General features: G+C 61.3%; 17 protein-coding genes and 1 pseudogene. 10 read left to right on the top strand and 8 right to left on the bottom strand.

The window, feature by feature from the left end; translation table 11 throughout:
* The first annotated feature begins 257 nt into the window (after window positions 1-257).
* The 5 genes from AC6CHO_RS03930 to AC6CHO_RS03910 all read left to right on the top strand — a co-directional run bounded on the left by AC6CHO_RS03930 (window position 258) and on the right by AC6CHO_RS03910 (window position 7,213).
* The gene (locus AC6CHO_RS03930) at window positions 258-1,358 is read left to right on the top strand and encodes a thermonuclease family protein (protein ID WP_498213809.1); all 1,101 of its coding nucleotides are present in this window, start codon (window positions 258-260) and stop codon (window positions 1,356-1,358) included.
* A 285-nt stretch (window positions 1,359-1,643) separates the two neighbouring features.
* On the top strand, window positions 1,644-3,350 hold the full coding sequence (locus tag AC6CHO_RS03925) for an AMP-binding protein (RefSeq protein WP_498213808.1): 1,707 nt from the start codon (window positions 1,644-1,646) through the stop codon (window positions 3,348-3,350).
* A gap of 196 nt (window positions 3,351-3,546) precedes the next feature.
* Window positions 3,547-4,965: a GntP family permease gene (locus tag AC6CHO_RS03920; RefSeq protein WP_498213807.1), complete on the top strand. Its 1,419-nt coding sequence runs from the start codon at window positions 3,547-3,549 to the stop codon at window positions 4,963-4,965.
* A 29-nt stretch (window positions 4,966-4,994) separates the two neighbouring features.
* Window positions 4,995-6,254: a CaiB/BaiF CoA transferase family protein gene (locus AC6CHO_RS03915; protein WP_498213806.1), complete on the top strand. Its 1,260-nt coding sequence runs from the start codon at window positions 4,995-4,997 to the stop codon at window positions 6,252-6,254.
* Window positions 6,251-7,213 (top strand): hydroxymethylglutaryl-CoA lyase-like TIM-barrel protein, encoded by a 963-nt coding sequence (locus AC6CHO_RS03910; RefSeq protein WP_498213805.1) that lies wholly within the window; start codon window positions 6,251-6,253, stop codon window positions 7,211-7,213. Before AC6CHO_RS03915 ends, AC6CHO_RS03910 begins: the two co-directional genes overlap by 4 nt.
* Before the next feature lie 32 nt (window positions 7,214-7,245).
* On the opposite strand, the gene AC6CHO_RS03905 is transcribed toward AC6CHO_RS03910, so the two are convergent.
* Window positions 7,246-8,046, bottom strand: coding sequence for an IclR family transcriptional regulator (locus AC6CHO_RS03905; RefSeq protein ID WP_498213804.1), 801 nt, complete (start codon window positions 8,044-8,046; stop codon window positions 7,246-7,248).
* 231 nt (window positions 8,047-8,277) lie between these two features.
* Between AC6CHO_RS03905 and AC6CHO_RS03900 the strand changes: the two genes are divergently transcribed.
* Window positions 8,278-9,975 carry an AMP-binding protein gene (locus AC6CHO_RS03900; RefSeq protein ID WP_498213803.1) on the top strand — a complete coding sequence of 566 codons (1,698 nt, stop codon included), beginning with the start codon at window positions 8,278-8,280 and terminating at the stop codon, window positions 9,973-9,975.
* 111 nt (window positions 9,976-10,086) lie between these two features.
* On the opposite strand, the gene AC6CHO_RS03895 is transcribed toward AC6CHO_RS03900, so the two are convergent.
* The 4 genes from AC6CHO_RS03895 to AC6CHO_RS03880 all read right to left on the bottom strand — a co-directional run bounded on the left by AC6CHO_RS03895 (window position 10,087) and on the right by AC6CHO_RS03880 (window position 14,879).
* The gene (locus AC6CHO_RS03895) at window positions 10,087-11,280 is read right to left on the bottom strand and encodes a hypothetical protein (protein WP_498213802.1); all 1,194 of its coding nucleotides are present in this window, start codon (window positions 11,278-11,280) and stop codon (window positions 10,087-10,089) included.
* A gap of 92 nt (window positions 11,281-11,372) precedes the next feature.
* Window positions 11,373-12,602: a hypothetical protein gene (locus tag AC6CHO_RS03890; protein WP_498213801.1), complete on the bottom strand. Its 1,230-nt coding sequence runs from the start codon at window positions 12,600-12,602 to the stop codon at window positions 11,373-11,375.
* Window positions 12,589-14,160: a signal recognition particle protein gene (gene ffh, locus AC6CHO_RS03885; RefSeq protein WP_498213800.1), complete on the bottom strand. Its 1,572-nt coding sequence runs from the start codon at window positions 14,158-14,160 to the stop codon at window positions 12,589-12,591. Before ffh ends, AC6CHO_RS03890 begins: the two co-directional genes overlap by 14 nt.
* 170 nt (window positions 14,161-14,330) lie before the next feature.
* Entirely contained in the window at window positions 14,331-14,879 is a 549-nt protein-coding gene (locus tag AC6CHO_RS03880; protein WP_498214140.1) for a hypothetical protein, read from the bottom strand.
* Between the two features lie 46 nt (window positions 14,880-14,925).
* Here AC6CHO_RS03880 and AC6CHO_RS03875 point away from each other — a divergent pair, with 46 nt between their 5' ends.
* Window positions 14,926-15,378 carry a hypothetical protein gene (locus AC6CHO_RS03875; RefSeq protein ID WP_498214139.1) on the top strand — a complete coding sequence of 151 codons (453 nt, stop codon included), beginning with the start codon at window positions 14,926-14,928 and terminating at the stop codon, window positions 15,376-15,378.
* Between the two features lie 344 nt (window positions 15,379-15,722).
* On the opposite strand, the pseudogene AC6CHO_RS03870 reads toward AC6CHO_RS03875, so the two are convergent.
* Window positions 15,723-16,001, bottom strand: a pseudogene (locus AC6CHO_RS03870) (M23 family metallopeptidase); the annotation flags it as partial.
* A gap of 789 nt (window positions 16,002-16,790) precedes the next feature.
* Between AC6CHO_RS03870 and AC6CHO_RS03865 the strand changes: the two are divergent.
* Complete coding sequence (locus AC6CHO_RS03865; RefSeq protein ID WP_498213799.1) at window positions 16,791-17,321, top strand: hypothetical protein; 531 nt, start codon at window positions 16,791-16,793, stop codon at window positions 17,319-17,321.
* Window positions 17,322-17,839: 518 nt separating this feature from the next.
* On the top strand, window positions 17,840-18,031 hold the full coding sequence (locus AC6CHO_RS03860) for a CsbD family protein (RefSeq protein ID WP_060701468.1): 192 nt from the start codon (window positions 17,840-17,842) through the stop codon (window positions 18,029-18,031).
* 308 nt (window positions 18,032-18,339) lie between these two features.
* Here the strand turns inward: AC6CHO_RS03860 and AC6CHO_RS03855 are convergent, their stop codons facing one another.
* Complete coding sequence (locus AC6CHO_RS03855) at window positions 18,340-20,496, bottom strand: catalase (protein WP_498213798.1); 2,157 nt, start codon at window positions 20,494-20,496, stop codon at window positions 18,340-18,342.
* Between the two features lie 176 nt (window positions 20,497-20,672).
* The gene (locus tag AC6CHO_RS03850) at window positions 20,673-21,893 is read right to left on the bottom strand and encodes an ammonium transporter (protein WP_498213797.1); all 1,221 of its coding nucleotides are present in this window, start codon (window positions 21,891-21,893) and stop codon (window positions 20,673-20,675) included.
* Between the two features lie 281 nt (window positions 21,894-22,174).
* Between AC6CHO_RS03850 and AC6CHO_RS03845 the strand changes: the two genes are divergently transcribed.
* The gene (locus AC6CHO_RS03845; protein WP_498213796.1) at window positions 22,175-22,843 is read left to right on the top strand and encodes a DNA-3-methyladenine glycosylase; all 669 of its coding nucleotides are present in this window, start codon (window positions 22,175-22,177) and stop codon (window positions 22,841-22,843) included.
* Window positions 22,844-22,867: the final 24 nt, after the last annotated feature.

Raw genomic sequence — 22,867 nt, 5'->3', positions numbered from 1 at the left:
AATTGAGCGCATCGGATGCACCCCGGCCACAAGCTGGATAGGGGTTGCAAAAACCGAACACACTCGATCCTGCTGAAAAACCGACAAAGAAACAAGGACTCGAATTCCTTTTTAGCGAGCCCTCTAAAATAGAGATAAAATGCTAATAAGCGAGCAACTTGAAATTGCAATGAATGCGTATATTCTAAGAAAGTCACTAGATTTCTCAATCAAATTATTGGGGAATCATCACTTGCGCTTCAAGGATCCACTCAATAATGAACAAAACAGCTGTCTGGACATCAGCAATTCTCGCCGGCACACTGGCGACAGGCACTGTCGTTTACGCTAGCACTCGCAACTCTGACGCTCACGGAACCGTGACGCGAGTAGTCGACGGCGATACGGTGGACATGAGCATTGCCGGAAAAGAAACGCGAGTGCGGCTATTGAATATCGATACGCCGGAAACGGTCGACCCAAACAAGCCAGTCGAATGCATGGGCCCAGAAGCCTCAGAACACCTAGAATCCTTGCTTCACGCTGGCGACAAAGTTGATTTGAAATACGATGTCGAGCGAGAAGATCGTTACGGAAGAACTCTGGCTGCAGTCTACAAAGATGACGAATTCATCAACCGGGCAATCGCAGCAGCAGGAATGGGAATTGCCGTAAAATTCGAGCCAAACACGTGGTTCTACCAAGAAATCCTTGACGCCCAACGCTCCGCCGAACGCAATGCCAGCGGACTCTTCAGTGCCCAGATCGCATGCACCATCCCGGCTCAAGTGACTGAGGCTTTGGAAACAATGAACCAAGTACCCAACGCATCGGCGTCGACCATAGAGGAAGCCGAATCCTTCGCCGAAGAGGCAGCATTAGCGGGCGCAGCCGGCGTCGCCGTCAACAAAGCGTTGGAATTGATAACACCTGAGAGTCATCCTGTGACAGCCGCGCTACTGGCTACTAAATTCAAAAACTCGGCTGCCGAAGTACGTGAAAATACCGACAAAACTCAACGGCTTGCAAACAAGCACAGGGAACGCCTTGACGACCTCATTGCCAAAGAGGAACAACGCAAGGCGGCCGAAGAAAAGGCGAAACGCGAAGCGGATGAATCGCGCAAAGCTAAAGAAATAGCCAAGCGCGAGGCGGAACAACGAGCTGCTGAAGCACGGGAAGCCGAGCAAAGGGAAACGCGACAAAAAGCAGCTCAGCGCCCGAAGACAACAGCGCCCAAGTACAACAGGCCAAAATACGTAGCACCGAAACCCAAAGCTCCAAATGTTCAATCCCCCAGGAAACAGTCGGTGCCTGAAAACTACAACGGGCCTCGATGCTACGCCCCTGGCGGTAAAACTTGGAAGCCCTGTGGCTAGCAGCAATTGAAAGCAATAGCATAGAGGTCGCTTTGCTTTCAGAACGGATTCACGCACGGCAGTAGCAGTGCGTGAATCCGTTCCAATGCGCCGAGCACTGGAAGATTTTCGACAGAACGACTGCTTGCGATGACGAAGACGCCAGGCTCAACTCAACTGCACTGCCCACGCCGCCAACGCTTTCTTTTACTAGGACTTCAAAGTAGATTATTAGGTGACCCGCCTCACATCCTTGCGATATCGAGGCACCAAGGCGAAGATCTTCCCAGGAACAGAAGGTTAGTTGTGAGCGTTACCGATGAATTCAGAGCTGCCCGCGATCGACTTCTGGAATTGCGCAACGATTACGAACAGGCGCGGGCCGAGTTCCGCTGGCCTCAGTTCAGCGAGTTCAATTTCGGCTTTGACTGGTTCGACCAGGTTGCCAAGGATCCGCAGCGGGCGGATACGCCGGCGCTGATCATCACCGAACGAGACGGCAGCTCAATCAGGCGCACCTGGTCCGAGCTCTCCGAGCGCTCCACCCAATTGGCCCGCTGGCTCGCCGACCAGGGCGTGAACCGCTCGGATTCCATTGCCATCATGCTCGGCAACCAGGTTGAGCTCTGGGAGTCGATGCTCGCCGGAATCAAGCTCGGCGCCATCCTGATCCCGTGCACCACGCAGCTGACGCCCACGGATCTGGCCGACCGGATCGATCGCGGGCACATCCAATGGGTGATCACCAATGAGGCCGAGATCCAGAAGTTCGACACCGTGCCCGGGCACTACACGCTGATCCAGATCGGCGGCAGCGTCCCAGAAGGAAATCTCGACTTCGCCCAGTCCCACCAGGCCGAGGCCAGTTTCCAGCTCGGTTCCCCCACGCGCGCCAATGAAACCCTCTTGCGCTACTTCACCTCTGGCACCACCTCCAAGGCCAAGCTGGTTGAGCACACCCATACGTCCTACCCGGTGGGCCATTTGAGCACCATGTTCTGGATCGGGCTGGAACCTGGGGATGTTCACCTGAATGTCGCCTCGCCCGGCTGGGCAAAACATGCGTGGTCCAACCTGTTTGCGCCATGGATCGCCGAGGCGACCGTTTTCCTCTATAACTATGACCGCTTTGACCCGATCGCGCTGATGAATCAGATGGATACCGAAAAGGTCACCAGCTTCTGCGCGCCGCCAACTGTATGGCGCCTGCTGATCCAGGCGGATCTGGGCGCCTTGAAGACGGCGCCGCAAAAACTGGTTTCGGCCGGCGAACCGCTGAATGCGGAAGTCATCGACCAGGTGCACAAGTCCTGGGGACAGGTCATCCGCGATGGCTTTGGCCAAACCGAAACCACGGTGCAGATCGCCAATCCTCCGGGCGAGCGAATCACCATCGGCGCCATGGGCCGCGCAATGCCCGGCTACAGCATCATCCTGCGCGACCCGGCCACGGGCGAAGTTGGCGACGTGGGCGAAATCTGCCTGGTGACCGAACCGCGCCCACTGGGGCTGATGAAGGGGTATTTCGAAAACCCGGAGAAGACTGCCGAGGTGTTCAGCGACGGCGTCTATCACACCGGCGATATCGCCGAACGGGATGTGCGAGGGGTGCTGACCTATGTCGGGCGCGCGGACGACGTCTTCAAATCCAGCGACTACAAGATCAGCCCATTCGAGCTGGAGTCGGTGCTGATCGAGCACCCCGGGGTCGCCGAGGCGGCAGTTGTCCCGGCGCCGGATGAACTGCGCTTGAGCGTGCCGAAGGCCTACATTGTTCCAACCAGCAGCGCGCAGCCCGGTCCCGAACTTGCCGAGTCGATCCTCGCGCACTGCCGCGAGCACCTGTCGGCCTTCAAGCGGGTGCGGCGCATCGAGTTCGCCCAGCTGCCCAAGACCATCTCGGGCAAGATTCGCCGCGTGGAACTGCGCCAGGCCGAGGAGCGCCGCTTCCAGGGTGGCGATCCGGCCGGCACCGAATACAAGGACACCGATTTCCCTTCGCTGAAATCCTAGCCTCGGAAATTCCGCGTCCCGGCGGGTCCCGCAGCCATAGGCTGCGGGACCCGTTTCCTTTTAAGGAACAAGCCCCAAAGGACTTGTGACTCGAGCACGACACGAAGTTTACATTGTGAGTTACGACCCATACTATGAATCAGAGATTCGTGACCCAGCTCACTTTGCCCCCGTATTCAATGAAGATCGGAACCCCATGTCAGATACAGCGATTCTGATAAACACCGCCGTGGCCGTGCTCGCCACGGTGCTGCTGATCGTGAAATTCAAGGTCAATCCCGTTATCGGCTTGATTCTCGGCTCCCTGTATCTGGGGCTGAGCACCCAGCTGGGAATCACCAAAACCATCGAAACCATCACCCAGGGCTTCGGCGACATCATGGTGGAAGTCGGCCTGCTCATCGCCTTCGGCGTGCTCATGGGGTCGATCCTGAACCAGGCCGGAGCCATCCGGCGCCTAGTTGAAAAACTGCTCAGCGTCTTTGGCCCGAAATACCTGCCGTATTCCATGGCGGTAGCCATGAGCACCGTGCTGCAGTCGATCTTTGTCGACGTGCTGCTGGTGATTTCCGCCCCGCTGGCACGGCGCATGGCGCCAAAGATCGGCCCCATGGGCACCGCCCGCCTGGCCACCGCAATGGCCATCTCGCTGGAGTGCGGCATCATCTTCATGGTTCCCGGCGTCGGCTCGCTGGCCGTGGCCGGCGTGCTCGGCGTGCCGCTGGGCACCATGCTGATCTGCGGGCTGCTGCTGGTAGTGCCCACGGTCCTGCTGGCCACCATGGTGATGTCCTTCATCTTCCGCCGCGGGTTCTGGAAGCCCGAACGCGACGAACAGCGTGTCTTCGAAGAAGACGACTTCCCGCAGGCCAACCCAACTGGCCCCGGGCAGATTGCCCGGACTCCCTTCGCCAACGAGGACGAACAGGCCAGCGCCGTGAAGCTCGCGGTGGGCCAGGAGCGCAAGAAGGAAACCTCGCTGCTGCTGCTTTTTGCGCCACTGCTGCTGTCGCTGCTGCTGATCGCCATCGGCGCGGTGACCGAAATTGCGAAGATCCACAATGACGTGCTTGAACTGGTCGGCAACCCGGTGGTCGCGCTGCTCATCGGCCTGATCGGCACCACCATTGTGGGACGCGGCGCCATCGGCCAGAAGGGCGTCGAGGAAGCCATCACCACCGGTTTCAAGGAAAGCGGCCAGATCCTGCTGCTCACCGGTGCGGGCGGTTCACTGGCTGCCACCGTGGCCGCCGCCGGCCTGGGCGATATCCTCGGCGGATTCTTCAGCGCCAGCGCCGTCGCTCCCCTGGTCGTCGTCTGGGTCATCGCCGCGGTTCTGCACATCGCGGTAGGCTCGGTCACCCTCTCGGCCATCACCGCCGCAGGCATGCTCGCCCCGATCGCACCGGCCCTGGGATTGGATCCGGTGCTCATCGCGCTGGCCGCCGGAGCAGGCTCGCTGTTCATGATCCACGTCACCTCCAACACCTTCTGGCTCCTGCAATCCCTGCTGGGCCAAACCGTCCGGGGCGCCCTGAAATCCGTGACCGTCGGCGTCTCCGTCGCATCGGTGATCGCACTGGGACTTGTCCTGGTCATGAGCATCTTTATCTAATTCCAGCCAGCAGATCCAAGGAGCTATCCATGAGCCGCTTAGAGGCCAACACCCCGGCTATCGCCCCGCTAGAAGGCATCCGCGTTCTGGAACTGGGCAACTACATTGCCGCACCCACCGCAGGGCGCCTGCTGGCGGACTTCGGTGCCGAAGTCATCAAGGTCGAACGCCCCGAAACCGGCGACGAACTGCGCAACTGGAGGCTGAAAAAGGGCAGCGTGTCGATGCTCTACCGCACCATTAACCGGAACAAGAAATCGGTGGTGCTTGATCTGCGCAGCGATGCCGGACGGGCCGCCGTGCTCGACCTGGTGCGTGAATGCGACGTATTGCTGGAGAATTTCCGGCCCGGCACCCTGGAAAAATGGGGCCTGGGCCCCGAGCAGCTCAGCGCCGCCAACCCGAATCTGGTGATCACCCGGATCTCCGCCTTCGGGCAAACCGGCCCGCTGGCCGAACGCCCCGGCTTTGCCGCGGTCGCCGAGGCCTTCAGCGGATTCCGCAACCTGGTCGGCGACCCGGACCGGGCGCCGGTGCGCGTGGGCGTATCCATCGGAGACTCCATTGCCGGACTCTATGCCGCCTTCGGGGCAGTGATGGCGCTCTTTGAACGCGACCGCAAGAGCACCACAACCCAGCCGCTGCCACTGGATCACCGAATCATCGACGTGGCATTGCACGAGGCCATGTTCTCCATGATGGAATCGCTCATCCCCGACCAGGGCGCCTATGGTGAATCGCGCACCCGCACCGGCGGGCGCATGGAAGGCATCGCTCCCTCCAACGCCTATCTCTGTGCCGACGGAGCGAGCATCGTCGTGGCCGGAAATGGCGACGGAATCTACCGCCGGTACATGGAAGCCATCGGACGCCCCGACCTGGCCAGCGATGAATCCTTGAAATCCAACGCCCAGCGGTGGGAACAACGCGAAATGCTCGATGAGGCCATCGGCGCATGGAGCAGCACCTTGGACTCCACGGCGGCATTGGAAATCCTCGACGCCGCCGGAGTGCCGGCCGGTCCCATCTACACCGCCGCGGACATTGTGAATGAGCCGCAGTACCAGGCCCGCAACATGATCCAGAACTTCAGCGTATCCACCGGCGAGGAAATCCTGCCCGAGGTTGGATTCCCCGGAATAGTGCCGGTGATGGGATCCGCTTCCCTGCCCATCCGCAGCCTCGGCCCGGACCTGGGCGAGCATACAGGCGAAATCCTGGGCACCCTGCTGGGCTATAGCCCGGAAGAAATCATCAACGCCACCAACAGCGAAACGAGCCAAGCATGAGCTACTCCTTCTCCCCGGCAGCGACCCTGCGCGATGTCACCTTGCGCGACGGCCTGCAGCTGACCGGAAAGCTGCTGGACACCGAGCAGAAAATCGCGACCGTCCGGGAACTGCTGCGCCTGGGCGTCAAGGAAATCGAGCTGGGCTCGATGGCCCGCGCCGACCTGGTGCCTCCAATGGCCAATACCCTGGCCGTGGCCGAGGCGCTGACCGCGGAGGAACTGGCCCACTGCTGGATCTGGGTGGCCACGCCCGGACATGTCGCCAAGGCGGCGCAGGCCGGAATCACCAACTTCCAGTACTGCCTTTCGGTGTCCGACGCGCATAACCAGGCCAACATCTCGCGCAGCACAGAAGCAAGCCTGGAGGCCCTGCCCGAGGCCATCAGGTACGCGCAGGCAGTCAACGGCAGAATCCAGCTCTGCCTGGCCACCTCATTCACCTGCCCCTTTGACGGCCAGGTTCCCGAGTCGCGGGTGCTGGAGATCGCCAATGACCCCCGGGCCGAAGGAACCTGCGACATCGTCATCTGCGACACCTTGGGCCAGGCGGTCCCCGCCCAGGTGGCCTCGCTGATCAGCAATGTGCGCGCAAATTCGCCGCAGCGGCGCATCGTCTTCCACGGCCACGACACCTGGGGACTGGGAGTGGCCAATACCTTGGCTGCCATCGCGGCCGGGGCTGATGTGGTGGACGGCGCGTTGGGCGGATTGGGCGGATGCCCCTTCGCGCCAGGGGCCAGCGGCAATACGTCGAGCGAGGATATCCTCTTCGCTACCCGTCCCCAGTGGCTGACCCCGGAACGCTTTGGCGAACTGGTGCAGCTTTCCGAATCGCTGCTGGCCCAGCTGGGCGAGCCAAACCGGTCGAAGTCGGCCCAGGGAGCCCGGTCCAAGGCCAAGGCCTTCGAATGGGTCATCGCTTCGGAGCCCAGCGCCATGGACAGCGCCCGGTCCTAGGAACCGCGAACGATCAGCCCATCGCCTCGCCGCTATGCGGGGCGGTGGGTTTCCCCGGGGAAACGCCCGCCAATCAAACGGGTCATCCGCTCGGCCGTTTCCAGCAAGGGCTCAACCCAGCTCTCGCAGACCGCTTGCGGCATGCGCAGGGTCGGCCCGCTAATGGTCACGGCCGCCACCAATCGGGCCGCCGAGTCGAAAACCGGTGCCGACAAGCCGGAGGCGCCGCTTTCACGCTCTCCGATGGTGATGGCAAAACCATCAGCGCGGGTCGCCTCTACAGCCGCCTGCAAGTCGTCAAGGCCGGTAATCGTCGAGGAGGTCAGGGACTCCAGCGAGCCCTCAACCAGTCGCTGCATCAGCTCCGGTTTCCAGGCCAGCAGCACACGCCCGGCAGAGCCGGCATGCAGCGGTGCCAGCTCCCCCAGGTGCATTTCCCGGCGCAGGACGTGGCGGGTTTCGGCGATGCCAACGCAGACCCGGTACACCGCTTCGGCACGGAAAAGGCAGGCCGTTTCCCCGGTGCTATCCCGGAGTTCTGCGAGCAGCGGGCTGATCACGTCGAGCACTTCCTTGCCGCGCGTGGCAGGGGCAGCCCAGTACGCCATCTTCATACCAATGCGATACCCATCCCCCTCGCGGTCCAAGAAGCCCTGCTCCACCAGGTTGGCCACCAGCCGCTGGACTGTGGAGGCCGGCATGGAGGTGGCCTCGCGCAAATCAGAGAGGGTCAGAACCGGCTGGCGCAAGGAAAAGGAATCAAGGATGGCGCTGATTTTTCCCAGCACAAGAAGCGGATTCTGTTTCTTGGCGGGACCTTGTTCCTTTGGCATATTTCAGACGCTAGACCATCACAGCCATTACCGTCCAATTCTTTCTCCCACTGCGCATCAAGGGCCTCACTGCTGGATTGATCAGGGTGGCATCAAGGGAAAACCAGGCATCTGGATCTCGCCTCATGCACACGGTCAGGCGGCGCTTCGTCCTGCTGGTCGCTACCGTATATTGGGTGGCAACGAACAATGACGGCTGCTGGCGATGTCGCCCCGACGCAAAGGACTGCGATGAGCAATACCGAGAAGTTCCGAGCCGCACGCGACCTGCTTTTGGACGCCCGCGATGACTACCGCAGGGCCCGGACTGAGTTCGCCTGGCCAGAGTTCACCGACTTCAACTTCGCCTACGACTGGTTCGACGCCATCGCGCAGGATCCGCAGCGCGCCAGCGAACCGGCGCTGATCCTGGCTGAACCAGATGGCAGCACAGCCCGGTATAGCTGGTCCGAGCTCTCCGCGCGTTCCACCCAGGTGGCCCGCTGGCTGAGCGATCACGGGCTGCGGCGCGGCGAGGCGATCATTGTGATGCTCGGCAACGAGGTGGCGCTGTGGGAAACGATGCTGGCCGGCATGAAGCTGGGTGCCGTGATCATCCCTACCACCACCCAGGCCACCAGCGAGGATCTCGCCGACCGGTTCGAACGCGGCAACGCGTCATGGGTTATCGCCGGAGATGGCCAGCTGGAAAAGCTCCACGCAGTTCCAGGGTCCCGCACCATCGTGCAGGTGGGCGGCGTCCCCGAGACTGGAACATTGCATTTCGAGGATTCGCATCACGCACCCATCGAGTTCTCGCTGGATACACCAACTCGTGCCGACGAGAACTTGCTGCTGTATTTCACCTCCGGAACCACCTCCCAGCCCAAGCTCGTGCAGCACACCCATTCCTCGTATCCGGTAGGCCATCTGGCAACCATGTTCTGGATAGGGCTGGAACCCGGCGACGTTCATTTGAACGTTGCCTCACCCGGCTGGGGCAAGCACGCCTGGTCGAATTTCTTTGGCCCGTGGATCGCCGAGGCCACCGTCTTTGTCTTCAACTATGACCGCTTCGACCCGGTGGCGCTGATGGGCCAGATGCAGAAGGAAAACGTTACGAGCTTCTGCGCGCCGCCGACGGTCTGGCGCTATTTGATCCAGGCGGATCTTGCCATACTGAAAAGCCCTCCGCGCAAATTGGTTTCGGCTGGCGAACCGCTGAATGCCGAAGTCATCGACCAGGTGCGCAATGCGTGGGGCCAGGTGATCCGCGACGGCTATGGGCAGACCGAAACCACCGTGCAAATCGCCAATTCACCCGGGGAGTCGCTCAAGGTGGGTGCCATGGGCCGCCCGATGCCTGGATATGATGTCGAACTGCGCAATCCAACTACCGGCCAGCTGGCCGAGGTTGGCGAAATCTGCCTGCGCTTGGATCCACGTCCGGTGGGCCTGATGAAGGGCTATTTTGATGATCAGGCGAAGACCGACGAGGCAATGCGCGACGGGCTCTACCACACCGGGGATATTGCCGAACGCGATGAGGAAGGGATCCTGACCTACATCGGGCGGGCTGACGATGTCTTCAAATCCAGCGATTACAAGCTCAGTCCTTTTGAACTGGAGTCCGTGGTTTTGGAGCATCCCGCCGTGGCCGAAGTTGCTGTTGTCCCTTCACCGGATCCGCTGAAGCTTTCGGTGCCCAAGGCCTTTGTCATTCTGGCTTCCGGCTATGAGCCCAGTGCCGCCACCGCGAAAGATATCCTCGGGTTCTGCCGTGAGCATTTGGCCCCGTACAAGCGGATTCGCCGCTTGGAGTTCTCGGATCTGCCCAAGACCATATCCGGGAAGATCCGCCGGGTTGAATTGCGCCTGGCCGAAGAAGAGCAGCATGCGGCCGGCAAAGTCCCGCCCAATGAATTCCGCGATACCGACTTCCAGGACTGAAATATCGCAGCTTGCGATGCTTGGGTGCATTCAATGCACTAGGGCACCGGCGGGGACAGCGCGATTGAGCTGCTCCCCGCCGGTGCCCTATGAAGATCTGCCAGTTATGGCTCAGAAATCTCGTTTGGCCTTCGCGGCATCAACAATTCCCTTGCCCAGATAGAACGCTCCGTCAGCGTACCAAGCGAACATCAGCAGCTGGCGGGCTGGCTTGGGAAGCCATGCGAACTTCTCGCTCTTGGCCAATACTGCATGAACGCCCAGCCCAGAGGCCAAGACGAAAGCGCCGGAGCCGATCAAGGCCTGCGGGTTCCACCCGGCACGGAAGAGCACCCGCTTGAGCCCGGTGGCTTCGCGTTCCTGCTCGCTCAAGGCGGCGCGCAAGCTCCGGAAAGGTCCGCCGGTGGAAATGACACGGCGGTCTTCCGGAATCGGGCGGCCGGTCAGATAGTCAACGCTCCGCGGATCGAAGCCCAGCAAGGCGACAAAGCGCTTCATGCCCGCCAAATCAACCGGGCCCTGCAGCAGGCCCAAAGCCTCGTCTCGTGCTATTGGGTCAGAGACCAGTTCATCCAGCAGTTGCACGGTCTCGTCATCGATGCCCAAGAGCAGCCCATCAAGTTCCTTCAGGCGCTGCGCGGCCGGAGAATCCGTCTCGGGCTCAAGAATGACCTGGCGTTCCAGATCCAGAACCATCATCAACGACGGGCCATAGAGCTCGCGCCGAGGGCGCTTGGCTTCAACGGTGGCCATGATGACATTGCCGGTGCGGGCCAGCGACAGGAATGGGCGGTTGGAGCGAGCGATTCCAGGCGAGAAGACCGGCTGGGCAGGCATTGCCATGAGTCCGGAATCGGTGTTCCATACGGTGATCTGGTTATCGTCGAAGCCGGCGGCGAGCACCAGTTCCGAGGCCTTCAGCGTTGCCCCGTGAAGCAGCTCATTGGTGGCCCCGAGATCCCCGAGAATGTCATCATCGGGGGTTGGTCCGTCGATCTCGTCGCCGTCGACCAGCACGTAGTCGGCCTCGGTCGAGTTCTTCAATTCGTGCACCAGCTTGGTGACCCGGGAACCTTCGCGCAATTTGCCCTTGGCATCGATGCGGTAGAGCACCGCATCCCGGGCTTCGCTGACAGTTGCGACCTCGGCGAGTACCTCGGTGGAGTTCTCTCGCTCGACGGCTCCCCCAACGAATCCCAGCAATCGGCGGTCGGCCAATGCGGTGCGCACGACTTCGGCGGCATCTGGCTTATCGCCCATGAAAATGAACTCTAGGTTGAGGTAGTTGAACTCGGTTGAATCCACGAAGAGTAGCCCCTTTGGTCAATTGAAGATGGCAATATGTCAATCATAGGCGGTAACCGGTACCCACTTGGAAGAGAACGTACGGGCCAACGCTAGCGGTAGCGTCGGCGACGGGTGCGGAACCAGCGCAGCGCTCCGAAGGCGGTATTCCCGGCGGCGTCCGCATAGCCAAGCACCAGTAGCAGCACGATGGCCCAAGGCGGCATCCAAGGCTCTTGCCAATTGGTTCCTGCCAGCATCAGCGAGAACACCAATGCCTCCGCAAGGCCCAGCGCCAGCTGCGCCACAGGCTTCCACGACGAAGCGTTGTACCACCGCGGCCGGGCATTGATCTTTCTGAATTCGGCAATCATGGCTCGGACCACGGCCTTGGCCATGCCCACCGGCTCGACCTGCCGCGCGTTCTCGGGAAGAACTGCATCCTCCAGGTAGCGGGCCAGCGCTGGTTCATGCCCAAAGGCTTCCAGCACCCGCTGCACCGATTCCAGGCTGCCGGTGCCGGCCAGCACCTGCTTAAGCCTTTCGATCTCTTGGGCGCCCACCGATAGCCCAGCGAGCTCATCAAGCTCCTGCTCATCGATGCTGTCCTGGTTGGCTATCAACCAGTCCAATTCCCTTCTGGCGGGACTTTGCTCCGCCGGCCAGAAAGCGGGGCTGGCTGCGACTGGCCAGATATGAACCCAGGCTGGAAGCCCGCCGAGCTTAACCGCCTGCTTGCGGAACCAGAAGCTCGCGGTGAATCGGGCTCCGGTGCGGCTGAGCATAATCGCCGGATGCTGGCTCGACGAAATAACCCCGCCCACCAAAAAGCCCTCGTGCACGGCCACTGCTGCGGCCCCGGGCCCCGGCGGCAGAAGCTGCCAGCTGGTTCTGCTCGCGGACGCCCACACGCCCATGTCCGGCTCGTTCAGCGCGCCGATGACCAGGGTCCGCCCCGAAGGCATGGCCTCGAGCCGCGGATCGTCGATGGGTTCCCCGCTTTGCACCTCGACGTCGTCCTGGTCGACATATAGCGCACCGGTGCCCAGCTTCAACGCCAGCGCGAAATCCTCGACCTGCTGGCCCAGCCTCAGGCTGCCTCCCGCGTTGGCCAAAAACAACAGGCCTTCGGGATTTACCGCGATGCTGATCTCGATAATGGACAGTCCATTCCAGGGCACTGGGATGGAGACCACAGAGATAACCTCACGGGCGGCCAGCAGCTCCCGGACCTTGGCTTCGGCCTGCCCGGCGTTCGGTTCTTCGAAGATAAGAGTCAGGGCGGCGACCAGCGTTTGCTCCTGGTCGCCGCCCTGCAAGGACTCGTGACTATTTGTTGCCAAGGTACTTTTCGAAGCCGGCTGGCAAGTTCAGGCTCGATGGATCGAAGTCCTGGTTGGCGCCCTGTCCGAAGGAGGCCCCGGCTGGTGCCGAAGACTTCTTGTTCTTGGCCTCCAGCTCGGCCTGTGCGGCCTTGGCCGGGTTTCCGAACTTCTGCTGCTTCTTGCCCTTGCCCTTGGCCTTGGCCTTCGCCTTGCGGGCAGCGCCCTTGCCTGCACCTGGCATGCCCGGGATGCCGCCGCCGGCGGCCATCTTCTTCATCATCTTCTGCGCTTCGGTGAAGCGCTCAAGCATCTGGTTGACCTCGGAGACCGAGACGCCCGAACCCTTGGCGATACGCGCGCGGCGCGAGCCGTTGATGATCTTCGGCGCGACACGCTCATGCGGGGTCATCGAGCGGACGATGGCTTCCACGCGGTCGATCTGGCGCTCGTCGAACTGCTCTAGCTGCTGGCGGGAAATCTGCGCGCCGGGCATCATGCCCAGCAGCTTCTTCATCGAGCCCATCTTCTTGATCTGGGCCATCTGGGCGAGGAAGTCGTCCAGGGTGAAGTCTTCCTGGTCGGCGAACTTCTTCGCCATCCGCTCGGCTTCGTCTTTGTCCCAGTTCTTCTCGGCCTGCTCGATGAGCGTCATGACGTCGCCCATGTCCAGGATGCGCGAAGCCATGCGGTCCGGGTGGAAGATCTCGAAGTCGTCCAGGTTTTCGCCGGTGGAGGCGAACATGACCGGCTTGCCGGTCACCGAGGCTACCGACAGGGCGGCGCCACCGCGGGCATCGCCATCGAGCTTGGAGAGCACCACGCCGGTGAAGTCAACGCCCTCATGGAAGGCCTGGGCGGTGTTGACCGCGTCCTGGCCGATCATGGCATCGATGACAAAGAGCACTTCGTCCGGGTTGATGGCGGCGCGGATATTCGCGGCCTGGGCCATCATCTCGGTGTCCACGCCCAGGCGGCCGGCGGTATCGACAATCACCACGTCGTGCAGCTTGGACTTGGCTTCGGCGATGCCGTCGCGGGCAACGGCGACCGGGTCGCCGGTTGGGGTGTCGAACTCCGAGGAGACGCCCGGGTGCGGTGCGTAGACCGGAACGCCAGCACGCTCACCGTTGATCTGCAGCTGCTTGACAGCATTGGGGCGCTGCAGGTCGCAGGCCACCAGCATCGGGGTGTGGCCCTCGGACTTCAGGTGCTTGGCCAGCTTTCCGGCCAAGGTGGTCTTGCCGGCACCCTGCAAACCGGCGAGCATGATCACCGTTGGAGGGTTCTTGGCCAGGTTCAGGCGGCGGGTTTCGCCACCGAGGATTCCAACAAGCTCCTCATTGACAATCTTGACGACCTGCTGGCCCGGGTTCAGGGACTCGGAAACCTCGGCACCCAGTGCGCGTTCTTTCACCTGGGCCACGAAGGCGCGGACCACCGAGACGGCAACGTCAGCGTCGAGCAGGGCACGGCGGATTTCGCGGACTGTACCGTCGATGTCTGCTTCAGTCAGGCGGCCCTTGCCGCGCAGGTTCTTGAAGGTTGCTGTCAGGCGATCGGAAAGTGAATTAAACACGTGCCGGGCACTTCTTTCGATAGGTCTTGTGGTGCGCGTCAAAAACGCACAGGACTCGACTTATAAGAATATCAAGAATCACGGCACGATCTAACCAGTTCCATATCACCTCGCGGTGCGTGCCCGTAGCCAAGGGGTGTCCTGGGCGACGGGCGCGCAGCTGGCGGTTGCTACGGAGCGCTCACTGCTGGCTTGGTGGCCACGGCTGTACTGCGCGGTTCTCCGGAGGCTGGCTTCGGCGGGGCCTTGCTAGCGGCCTGCTTGACCGGCGGTACAGCTGCTGCAGGCTTCTTAGGCGGGATCGGAGCTGGAGCGGCCTTCACTACCGGCACCTTGGCCTTGGCAATAGGAGCCTTGGGCTTGGCAACAGTAGCCTTGGCCTTAGCCGCCGGGGCTTTGGCCTGGGCAATTGGAGCCTTGGCCTTAGCAGCCGGCACCTTGGCCTTAGCGACCTGCACCGTGGACTTGGCGACTGAAGCCTTGGCCTCGTCAATTGGCGCCTTGGATGAGGAGGCAGCCGCCTTGGCCATTGGCTTCTTTGCCGGCGCGGCGGTGGCCGCTTGAGCAGGCTTATTCTTCACGGGCTTCGTGGCAGGCTTGGCTTCCGGCGCAACAGGGCGGGCCGGTGCCTCGGATTCAATTATTTTCCCAGCGGTCAACTTGGTTGCCGGCGGCGTTTTCTTGGCTGGGTCCTCATGTGATGGCTCGGCCTTAGGCAAGATTCCTGTTGGCGCCTTTTCCGGAACTTTGAGGATCACTTCCAATGTGGCTGTTGGATCAGGCGAAGGCTCCCCTGCTGGTCCTTCGGTTGGCTGGGAATCAGCGATTGGCGCCTGGCTGGCCTCGGTGGGCGGCACGCTGGGCGATGTGCTCGGTACGGGCTTCGGCGATTCAGGCGATGATGATGGCTGCACCGACTGCGATGGCGATGGCGCAATGCTCGGCTTGGATTCTTGCGTCGGCTCTGGAGTCAGCGAAGGCTTTGCACTTGCCGCAGCGGTTGGCGTGGCACTCGGGCTGGATGTCGCGACAAGGCTCGGAGATGCGGTGGGCTTGGCCGTGCTCGGTTTTGGCGTGGGCACCGGTGTAATTGTCTGTGCGTGCTCCGTCGGCGACGGCGAAGCGCTCGGTGCCACAGGCCGTGTGGGCGTTGCTGGCGGCGTGCTTATCGGGCGTGGCTTCTCGGCCTGCTTGGTTGGCGCCGTGCGCTGTGGCTGACGAACCTTTGGAGCCGTAGTTTTCGTCTTGTCCGTCCGGTGCTTCGAGGCTGGCGATGCCGCGGGCTTCGAGCTCGATGAACCTTGGGCGCGAACCGGCTTCTTTGCTGCGTGCTTGGCTTCGTGCAACGGTGCTTTTGCGGGGTGCTGCACTGCAGCATGCGAGATGCGAGCTGGTGGACGCTGGGGACTTTGGCCGGCAAGGAATCGGCTGGCCGCCACCGCCGGAGCATCCGGGAGAAACATCGAAGCGAATTGCCCTGGGCCCATGGCCAGATATTTGCTCGGGTCCTGCCACTGGCCATCGACGATGACCTCGAAGTGGACGTGACAGCCAGTGGAATTGCCGGTGGTGCCCGCCAAGGCAATGACTTGGCCTTGGCTTACCCTTTGCCCTACACCAACGAGGATCAGGGAATTGTGGCTGTATCCGGTCTGGATCCGATTGCCGTGGTCGATGGTGACGCGATTTCCTGAATGGCCAGCCCATGAGGCGACCGCAACAATACCGTCCTCGCTAGCTCTCACCGGTGAGCCGCAAGCTATGGGATAGTCCTGGCCGATGTGGATTTGCCGGCCAGGACCCGTCGGATTTCCGCGCCATCCGAAGGGGCTGGAAATCATGCTCGTAGACACAGGACGCATTAGCTGGAAAGACAACAGGTTTGGCCTGATCAGCGCATTGCTTGCGGCTACCCGATAAGCCGGTTGCGCCTGCGCTGCCGCAGCGGGCTGGTTGTCTAAAGCTTGCGGGCGGATGCCACCGGTGGCTAATCGGGAGTTGGCCTGCCCAATCGCTGCGCTCTTGATAGCCGAGCTGAGTGTGCCGACCGCGCCGAGCAGTGGCTTCTGCGACTCAGGTGCAGTCACCAGCAAGAGGCCCGGCGGTGCGATGGAGGTTTGCTCAATGGCCAAGTCGCTGGAGGCCACGCGAGCTGGCGGTGGCGCCGTCGCGCTGCTCAGTCCCACAACCGCTGCGATCCCCAAAGCAAAATATGCAAATCCATGAGTGGTTGTCGGCGCCTCTAAAGGCACAGAAATATCCAAATCGTGATGACGTCGCTTCATAACTTGCCAGTCCCCCAAAACCGCAAATCAACAACAGGCTCTCAGGATAGTCCCAGAAGCATGCAATGACCATAGTTCGTCTTGACTATTAAAAACCTCCGCGAAACCAACTCTTGGTTTCCAAGCTCTGCAGGTATCCGCTGTGCACGAGGGATAAGTCCGGAAGCCTGGGCAAGCTGGCCCGTTTAACTGCTTAGCTGCGAAGAACAACAGGCCCAGGCAGGGCCACCGTTGCTAGCTGGACGCCACCTGCAGATCCGTAGACGCGGATTGGTTGCGTGGCGGCGGTGCCCTAGGGTTTCGAAGCGAACCAGGAATTCCCGAAACAATTGGAGAATCGAAGCCATGGCGCCATCGACGATCGACCAGGACACTTTGCATCGCTACCTCGACCGGCATCTGCTGGGCTCCGAATCCGGGCTTGATCATTTCAAGGCTGCGCACGGCACTTGGGCCGGAACTGCCTTCGAAGAACGATTTGAATCCCTGCACCAGCAAGTGCAGGCGGACCAAGAGGACCTGAAGAAGATCATGGCCACGCTCGGCTGCAGCCCGCGCCCAATCGGAAAACTCCTGGCTCCTGTGGCCCGGCTTGCCGGGAAGGCCAACCCCTTCAACCCCTTGCGGCAGCACACGCAGGCCGCTGCACAGGTCCAACTGGATGTTCTCACCGGATTGCTCAATGCCAAGCTGCGCATGTGGCAGACGCTGCTGCTCATGCTCCCTCACGAGCAGCGCCTGGATCGGGGACTGCTTCAGGACCTTTCGCGCCGGGCCGATTCGCAGATCAAGCAGCTCGTGGCATTGAGCGACGAGACCTGGGCCGATCGCTTTGCCCCGCAAGAACATCATGATGGCGATGGGCACAGCCGCTGATGGACCGGTGAAATGCGGCCTGGCAGGAAGCGTAATCGGCGCGCTGGGGTTCGTCTCGACCTGCTTGCCCTGTCATGCGCTGGCTCTACCACCAGCCTGTTTCCCTGCTGGGATCAGGAATTGGACCAGCATAAGCAGCAACCATCGGTGGTTGGAATCAAATTTTCTGCCCCTGGTCGCAACCGCGGTTGCTTCCTGGTTGCGTTACTGCTACGTGGCAAAAATTACGCATGATTGCCCGCCCGGAGCTGGGCTAGGCCACGGCTGCCTGCCCCGAGGCAGGGCAGAGCGCTTCGGCCAATTCCAGCCATGTGCGCGCCACACGGGATCCTCACGGCAACACAGATGCTCCGACTGCAGGTTCCACTGCGTTGACGGGACACCACGCCAAATCCGGGACGAGATTCATATGCTGCGCCATGCAACCACTCAGCAATCGTCCAGCCAAAATAACCCGTGGCGAAGTCCGTTCTATAGTTCAAATTGTCAGTATCAGATCAATTCAGAAAGCAGGAACCATGGGTATTGGAGACAAGATCAAGAACAAGGCCCAGGAAGCATCTGGAAAGGCCAAGGAAGCCTTGGGAGATGCCACCGACAACGAGCGTCTGCAGGCCGAAGGCGCCAAGGACCAAGCCGCAGCCAAGGCCAAGCAGGCTGGGGAACATGTCAAGGATGCTGCCAAGGACATCAAGGATGATCTCTCCTAAGATTCGCTGACCCAGTTGCGTCCCATGGAATGATTTCCATGGGACGCAACTTTGTGTTCAGCGAGTTTTCACGGGCGCTATCCCCTGTTCCCATCCTGCAGGACAGCACGACCGATGCGCGGTAGTTCAGCGGTTGAATGGCCCTAGCCGGCACATCCAGGATTCCTCGATGGTGGCTTGCTGGCTGCAGCAACCCGGTTCCCGACTATCGGCGCCTATCGCGCAAGACTGCGCCTTGGCCGGCCATAGGCAGAAACCGGATGCCCGGGGCAAGCAAGTTATCAATTGTCCCGGCTGAACACCGGCGCCTAGCGCGCAGCCGGGAACCGTTCCCACGCACGATGCGTGGATAGCAGCCGCGCGGCACTGTCGGCCACCGCGGAGACCTCGACCACGCTGACTCCCGGAGCCTCATCTGGCAGGCCCACGGAACGGAGCAGGCCAGAGGACTGTCCAGGCAGGCAGATGATGGCCTTGCAATGGCGGTAGGCCTCGTTGATCAGCAAGCCCGCCCGCGGATCGACAAGATCCCCATCGTTGCCGGCATCCCCGGCCTTGGCATCCAGCGGCGCCTCGGCATCCGGGGCCGGAGGCAGCGTCCCGACCAGCACCAGCGCGTCGAATTCAATGGACCGAGCTGTCAGGTAGGTCCGGTCAATTGCCACTCCTCCAGCGATTTCTCCGCCCCTGGCCGAAACCAGCATTGGGGCCATGCCGCGCTCGCGCAGCGCCGATCGGATGGCCAGCACATCATCGTAGTTTTCTCGGTCGAACACGACCCCGATCTTTCGCCCATCCACCGGCCAGCTCCTGCCGATCTGGGATAGCGCGGGGCTTCGCTCGGGTTCGCCAAGCTCCTGTGCCGCCGGTGCCGGCAGGCCCAGAGCCCTCGCCACGCCAGCGGCCAGCCCGGTGTCGATGTTAGCCAGGCAATCCACCTGCCGCTGGCGCACCTGGACATCGGTGCATTTGCCCAGCTCGAAGGTGTAGGACTGCTGCACGTGCGCCCGCTCAACGCCCGAAAGGCTGAGGTAGAACAAGCGGGCCTGGCTGTAGTGATCCGAGAAGCTGGCCGGTTCACAGCGTTCTTTCCTGCCGGCATCGATTGGCTGCGGGAACTCCAGGGGCGGCAGCTGCCCGGATCCGAGCTGCGCAATGTACGGACAGCCGCCATCCAGCGAATTCGGCTTATAGGGAGCTATTCCCTCGGGCACCCGGTGCTGGTGCAGCCCATCCCGGAACATGTCGTTGACCGATGCCTGCGGCTGGTTGACAGGGATCTGCGCGAAGTTCGGGCCGCCGAGTCGGGTGAGCTGGGTGTCCAGGTAGGAGAAGAGCCGTGCCTGCAGCAAAGGATCATCGGTGATGTCGATGCCCGGCACCAGGTGCCCGGGATGGAAGGCGACCTGCTCGGTCTGCGCGAAGTAGTTCTCCGGATTGCGGTCGAGCACCATCTTGCCAAGCGGCTGGACTGGAGCCAGTTCCTCGGGGACGAACTTCGTAGGATCCAGCAGGTCGATCCCCTCAAAGCTCGAGGTGCCGTCATCCTCGAAGATCTGCACACCCAGTTCCCATTCGGGCAAAGCGCCAGCATCAATCGCTTCGGCCAGATCGCGGCGGTGGAAATCCGGATCTGCACCGCCGGCCAACTGCGATTCCTCCCAAACCAGCGAATGAACGCCGAGCTTTGGCTTCCAATGGAACTTCACCAGAGAAGACTTGCCCAGCGCGTTGACCATGCGGAAGGTGTGCACGCCAAAGCCTTCCATCATCCGGTAGGAGCGCGGGATCGCCCGGTCGCTCATTTGCCACATCACATGCGCCTGCGCCGGGGTATGCAGCGAGACGAAATCCCAGAAGGTATCGTGGGCCGATTGCGCCTGCGGGATTTCCCGATCGGGATGCGGCTTGGCAGCGTGCACCAGGTCGGGGAATTTGATTCCGTCTTGGATGAAGAACACCGGCATGTTATTCCCCACCAGGTCGAAGATCCCCTCGTCCGTGTAGAACTTCGTGGCGAAGCCGCGGGTATCGCGGGCGGTATCCATGGAACCGCGGGAGCCAACCACAGTGGAGAACCGCACGAAAACGCGGGTGGTGCGCCCGGGTTTCAAGAAGTCGGCACGGGTCAGCTCCTCGGCGTTGCCATAGCTGGTGAAGAAGCCATGGGCACCGGCACCGCGGGCATGGACCACGCGTTCTGGAATGCGTTCATGGTCGAAGTGCATGATCTTTTCGCGCAGGTGGTGGTCTTGCAGCAAGGTCGGACCGCGTTCACCGGTCTTCAGGGAATGGTCGGTATCGCTGACCGGCGCGCCTTGCGATGTGGTCAGGATATCGCTGTCCCGGCCCGGCACCGTTTCCGGCTGCTGCCCTTGGTCAGTTGGATGCTTCGGCTCATTGGCCATGGCGTTCTCCTGGCTTCTCGGGAAATCTGGCTGGATATTCTCCACGCTAGAGGCCATCGGCTCGCGGTCTCCAGCCGTTCCAGCGATTCCCAAGGTTTACACATCTGCCCCTGGATACGCCGCTTAAAAGCGGAAACCGCCGGTGGCTGCATGGCCCACCGGCGGCCTCCTGGACACCGAAATCGTGTCCTACCCCTTGATGATGTATTTGTTATTTTTCAGCTCCCACCCCTTTACTTGGATGCCAGCTGGTATCCGGCCTCGTTGTGCTCAGCCTCGTCGATACCGGCGATTTCAATATCGGCCGATACACGCCATGGGCTGAACTTGCCGATGACCGTGGCGATAATCCACGTCATGCCGGCGGAGAAGACTAGAACCACAAGAAGCGTCATGAACTGTGCGAAGAGCTGTGCGAGACCGCCGCCGTAGAACAGGCCGCCTGCGCTTTCCTCGTTAGGCAGTGCAAAGAATCCAAGGAAGAGGGTGCCGATGATGCCGGCGACAAGGTGAACGCCAACCACGTCAAGCGAGTCGTCGTAGCCGAGCTTCCACTTCAGGTTCACTGCCCAGGCTGCACCGGCACCAGCCAAGACTCCCAGCAGCAGTGCTGCCCATGGGGCTACGTCTGCACACGAAGGGGTGATTGCTACCAGGCCTGCAACGAGACCGGATGCTACGCCTACCGAGCTTGCACGCTCGCCACGCAGTTTTTCAACGAGGATCCAGCCGAGAACTGCGGCACCTGGTGCTGCGAAAGTATTGATCCAGATCAAGCCAGCTTGCTCAATGGTGGTGGCCGCACCAGCGTTGAAGCCGAACCAGCCGAACCACAGGAGTCCTGCGCCAAGCATGACCAGCGGAGTGTTGTGCGGCTGCGGGCGATCGTGGAAGTTGTGGCGCTGGCCGAGCTTGAGCGCGAGAACCAGGGCCGCGATACCGGCGTTGGTGTGGACCACAGCACCACCGGCGAAGTCGATGGCTTCGCCGAAGACCTTGCCGAGGAAGCCATCTGCGGACAGCAGGCCGCCGCCCCATACCCAGAAGGCGACCGGCGCGTAGACCAGGGTGACCCACAGCGGGATGAAGAACAGCCATGGGGCGAAGCGTGCGCGGTCGGCGATGGCGCCGGAGATGATGGCCACCGAAATCATGGCGAAGGTGCCAGCGAATCCTGCCGAAAGCAGGTCAGCCTGTTCGGTATTGTGCATGGCGAAATCGCTGATTGGATTTCCGATGATTCCAGCGATGGTTGGCTCGCCGGCGGAGAACGAGTACCCCCATAGCACCCAAACCACTGCGGTGATTGCTGCGGCGGAGAAGCTCATCAGCATCATGTTGACGACACCGGTAGCGCGCGTCATGCCGCCATAAAAAAGTCCCAGTGCCGGCGTCATCATCAGTACAAGTGCGGCTGCTATCAGGATCCATAAGCTGGCTACGTCCAACTCCATCTGGATCACTTCCCCTCAAGGTGTTTGGTTTATCGGTGGCGAGTCGGGCCCTGCTGCAGGTTTGCGGTGTCCTTTGGCCCGGTGTTGAGACTATTCTTCGCTAGCCATGTTTCGGTTCGCTCGCTGCCGCATTTCAGGAATGTATCCAAGAGCGCTTCGGGGTAACGTTTACTTCTCGAACCGGTTTCCGGCATGTTTCAAAGCCTTCACGAATGGCCGGTATCCGTGTGAATGCAGGGCGAAAGAAAGCCTGGAAGTGGACGCGCTGGCATACTGGGGTCGTGGACCGATCTTTCTTCATGCCTGATGCGCTCAGCGTGGCCCCTCGCCTGCTGGGCTCGATTCTCAGTGTCAATTCTCCCCAGGGACTGGTAAGCCTGCGGATCACGGAAACCGAAGCCTATTTGGGGGTCGGGTCCACCGGCCCCTACGATCCGGGCAGCCATTCCAAGGATCGAAAAACTGCCCGCAACGCCTCGATGTTCCTGCCACCGGGCCACGCCTATGTGTATTTCAGCTATGGTATGCACTTCGCGTTGAATCTGGTGTGCTCGCAGGAACACGCGGCTTCCGGTGTTTTGATACGTTCAGGAGAGATTGTCCAGGGGATCGACCTGGCTCGGGAACGAAGATATGCCAAGCAGAGTCCGAGCCCTGCATCGAATTACGTCAAGGATGCGCAGTTGGCCCGCGGACCTGGCAATCTCGCGGCGGCTTTGGGTATTACCCGTGAATCGCATGACGGCTTGGATTTGCTGGTTGAGCCATTTCACATTGTCCAAAGCCGAGTGGCAGACAGTGATATTGCCAGAGGACCTCGTGTCGGGGTGGCCGGAGTCGCAGGAGGGCCTGCTTATCCTTGGCGATTCTGGCTGAAAGGTGACCCGACGGTTTCTGCCTTCCGCCCAGGGAGGGACGCCCCGGTGCCCCCAGCAAAACCACGGCGATAAAAAGAGCTGGCGCTGAACCAGGAA

The sequence above is a fragment of the Glutamicibacter sp. GQ173 genome (assembly GCF_059759215.1).
This window is presented reverse-complemented; position numbering and strand designations above follow the sequence as displayed.

Coding starts and splice junctions, on each gene's coding strand:
- AC6CHO_RS03930 (WP_498213809.1), top strand. CDS start 258: ATGAACAAAACAGCTGTCTGGACATCAGCAATTCTCGCCGGCACACTG.
- AC6CHO_RS03920 (WP_498213807.1), top strand. CDS start 3,547: ATGTCAGATACAGCGATTCTGATAAACACCGCCGTGGCCGTGCTCGCC.
- AC6CHO_RS03915 (WP_498213806.1), top strand. CDS start 4,995: ATGAGCCGCTTAGAGGCCAACACCCCGGCTATCGCCCCGCTAGAAGGC.
- AC6CHO_RS03910 (WP_498213805.1), top strand. CDS start 6,251: ATGAGCTACTCCTTCTCCCCGGCAGCGACCCTGCGCGATGTCACCTTG.
- AC6CHO_RS03905 (WP_498213804.1), bottom strand. CDS start 8,046: ATGCCAAAGGAACAAGGTCCCGCCAAGAAACAGAATCCGCTTCTTGTG.
- AC6CHO_RS03900 (WP_498213803.1), top strand. CDS start 8,278: ATGAGCAATACCGAGAAGTTCCGAGCCGCACGCGACCTGCTTTTGGAC.
- AC6CHO_RS03865 (WP_498213799.1), top strand. CDS start 16,791: ATGGCGCCATCGACGATCGACCAGGACACTTTGCATCGCTACCTCGAC.
- AC6CHO_RS03860 (WP_060701468.1), top strand. CDS start 17,840: ATGGGTATTGGAGACAAGATCAAGAACAAGGCCCAGGAAGCATCTGGA.
- AC6CHO_RS03855 (WP_498213798.1), bottom strand. CDS start 20,496: ATGGCCTCTAGCGTGGAGAATATCCAGCCAGATTTCCCGAGAAGCCAG.
- AC6CHO_RS03850 (WP_498213797.1), bottom strand. CDS start 21,893: ATGGAGTTGGACGTAGCCAGCTTATGGATCCTGATAGCAGCCGCACTT.